Genomic DNA, 464 nt, shown 5'->3' with positions numbered 1-464 from the left:
CCTTCGAAGGAGAGCTGCTGTTCGAGGGTGTGGCCGGGGGCGGCGTGCATGGCCTGGCGGGTGCGCACCAGCGCCTTGGTGGGCATGGCGGCGAGCTGGGTGGCGAGCGCGTCGACCTTGGCGCCGAACTCGGCGTCGTCGTACGCGGCCCAGATCAGGCCCCAGTCGGCGGCTTTCTCCGCGGGCAGCTTGTCGGCGAGCAGGGCCAGGCCCATGGCGCGTGCCATGCCGACGCGCTGGGGCAGGAACCAGGTGCCGCCGGTGTCGGGGATGAGGCCGATCTTGCTGAACGCCTGCAGGAAGGACGCCGACTTCGTCGCCACCACCAGGTCGCAGGCCAGCGCCAGGCTGGCGCCGGCACCGGCGGCGATGCCATTGACGGCGGCGATGGTGGGTACGCGCAGGTTCTGCAGGCGCAGCACCAGCGGCTTGTAGTTCTTGTCGACGACGTCGCCGATGTCGGG

1 protein-coding gene is annotated in these 464 nt (G+C 71.3%); it reads right to left on the bottom strand.

Annotation, left to right across the window (positions count from 1 at the left end):
- Nucleotides 1-464, bottom strand: a 464-nt coding sequence (locus tag B447_RS21600) for an enoyl-CoA hydratase-related protein (RefSeq protein ID WP_004249625.1), incomplete at both ends; no start/stop codon positions are given.

The sequence above is a fragment of the Thauera sp. 27 genome (assembly GCF_000310125.2).
Taxonomy (GTDB): Bacteria; Pseudomonadota; Gammaproteobacteria; order Burkholderiales; family Rhodocyclaceae; genus Thauera; species Thauera mechernichensis.
Note: the sequence above shows the minus strand (reverse complement) of the source record. Positions and strands in the feature narration are given on the sequence as shown.